The sequence below is a fragment of the Pseudoalteromonas sp. SR45-5 genome (genome assembly GCF_014163565.1).
Taxonomy (GTDB): Bacteria; Pseudomonadota; Gammaproteobacteria; order Enterobacterales; family Alteromonadaceae; genus Pseudoalteromonas; species Pseudoalteromonas distincta.
The window spans coordinates 1-2,323 of the sequence record NZ_JACJDN010000619.1 but is presented as its reverse complement, the minus strand read 5'-3'; the positions used below and the strand labels follow the sequence as shown (position 1 = coordinate 2,323).

Below are 2,323 nucleotides of genomic sequence, written 5' to 3'. Positions count from 1 at the left end.
CTTTACTGCTATTAATTACACTTTTATACAGTTACCTCAAAATTGAGAGTAATCGCAAAAAAGCAATCGAAGCTAGAAAAAAACTATTTAATGAACGGGTTTCGCATGTAAATTCACGCCTTAAAGCAAAGCTTAATAATCTTCTTGATGCTAAAATAATTCGCCCAAAATACGTTCCTCGTATTCAAGCTATTGTAAATAATTTTTTTGTTGTGCAATCGCATACAGACGAGAATTTGCAACAACTTGAAGATACCGCTGACCTACTAATTAATACGTTGTCCAACGAGTTAATTAAAACTAATCAAACGAATATAATCCAGCCATTGATTGATAATATACAGTACTTTGTATCTGAGTTACCTCAGCAAGGAATTTTATACAATAAGAGTTTTTACCTAAATACTTTACCTCCACTTATCGGGCTACTTAAAACCGAAGACATTATACAAGCTACTGATATTGTTGATGATCAAATTGATACCTCCCCAAAAACTTCTGATACACAATTTACTCAAGATGTAAGCGTTGCATAAATAATAAAAAATTAATTTGCAAAAAACCAAAACACTGTATAAATTAACAGTTAATTGACTGGATGGATAAACAGTATGTTAATTGGTTTAGAAGTTAAAAATTTTGCAATTGTTAGTAATTTAAGCACAGAATGGTGCAGCGGTATGACCGCGATCACTGGCGAGACAGGTGCTGGTAAATCTATTGCTATTGATGCGCTATCATTATGTTTAGGTGAACGAGCTGAAGCATCAGCAGTGCGCCCAAGCTCTGATAAAGCAGAAGTATGCGCTCAATTTGACCTAACAGATTTACCGCTAGCTCAATCGTTTTTAGAGCAACATATGCTAAACAATGACGATAATGAATGTTTATTACGTCGTGTTGTTTGCAAAAATGGACGCAGTAAAAGCTATATTAATGGCAGTGCCGTTACCGCATCACAATTAAAAGAACTTGGTCAATATTTAATATCCATTCATGGACAACATGCCCACCAACACTTATTAAAAGCTGAGCATCAGTTACAGCTTTTAGATGCCTACGCAGGGCATCACCACTTAGTAAATGATGTAAATAACAACTATAAACAGTTTGCTAACTTACAAAAAGAATTTAAACATTTAGAGCAACAACAGCAGCAACAAGCAGCGCAAAAACAATTGTTAGAATACCAAGTTGCAGAGCTCGATGAGTTTGCCTTACAAGAAGGTGAGTTTGATTTAATTGAGGCCGAGCATTACAAACTTAGTAACAGCCAAACAATATTAGAATCGTGCCAACGTGAATTACAATACTTATATGAAAGTGATGAACAAAATGCTTGTTCAATGCTTCAGCACAGTGCCCAACAATTCGCTGAGCTGGCTCAATACGACGAAAGCTTAGCAGGCGTAGCAGCGCTCCTTAGTGAAGCCGCAGTACAAGTTGAAGAAGCAAGCCGTGAAGTTCGAAATTATACTGAGCAAGCAGATTTAGATCCTGCTCGTTTAGGTGAAGTAGAAAATAGACTAAGCGGTGCGATGGATTTAGCGCGTAAGCATCACATAAAACCACAGCAGCTAGTTGAGTTTCATCAATCGATTGCTCAGGAGCTTGAGTCAATAAGTAATAATAGTAATCGTCTGGAGCAACTAGAGTCAGAAATAGAAAGCGCGTTACTTAGTTATAAGCAAGCTGCCGATGAACTAAGTAAAAGTCGCTATGAGTATGCGAATACACTTAACACACTAATAAGTGAAAGCATGGCTAATTTATCGATGGAAAACGGTGTATTTGAAATAGCTTTAACTCAAGAGAGTAGCCGCGCACCTAATAGCTTAGGGTACGATAATGTGTCGTTTTTAGTATCAACTAATCCTGGGCAGCCACTTCAGCCGTTAGCTAAAGTAGCCTCAGGTGGTGAGCTTTCGCGAATTAGCCTTGCTATACAGGTAATTATTGCCCAAAAAGTAACAACCCCAACGCTTATTTTTGATGAAGTTGATGTAGGTATTTCTGGCCCTACAGCATCAGCCGTAGGCAAACTATTGCGCCAGTTAGGTAAGTCTACTCAAGTGATTTGTGTTACCCATTTACCGCAAGTTGCTAGTAGCGCACACCAACAATTTTTTGTAGCTAAAGAAATAGCACAAGGCGAAACGTTCACTCATATGCAGCCTTTGAATAAAGATGGTCGTATTAATGAAATAGCTCGCTTACTTGGTGGTGATAATATCAGTAAAACAGCTAAAGCGAATGCTAAAGAACTAATAATGGCCCATGCCTAACATTAGTTAATAGAGCTTTGAAGGATTAAATAATGCAC

The 2,323-nt window shown here is 37.5% G+C and carries 2 protein-coding genes; both read left to right on the top strand.

What is annotated here, in order from left to right:
• Positions 1-536, top strand: a 536-nt coding sequence (locus H5072_RS17190; protein ID WP_182694235.1) for a hypothetical protein, incomplete at its 5' end; no start/stop codon positions are given.
• A 75-nt stretch (positions 537-611) separates the two neighbouring features.
• Positions 612-2,285 (top strand): DNA repair protein RecN, encoded by a 1,674-nt coding sequence (gene recN / locus H5072_RS17185; protein ID WP_182694234.1) that lies wholly within the window; start codon positions 612-614, stop codon positions 2,283-2,285.
• Positions 2,286-2,323 lie beyond the last annotated feature (38 nt).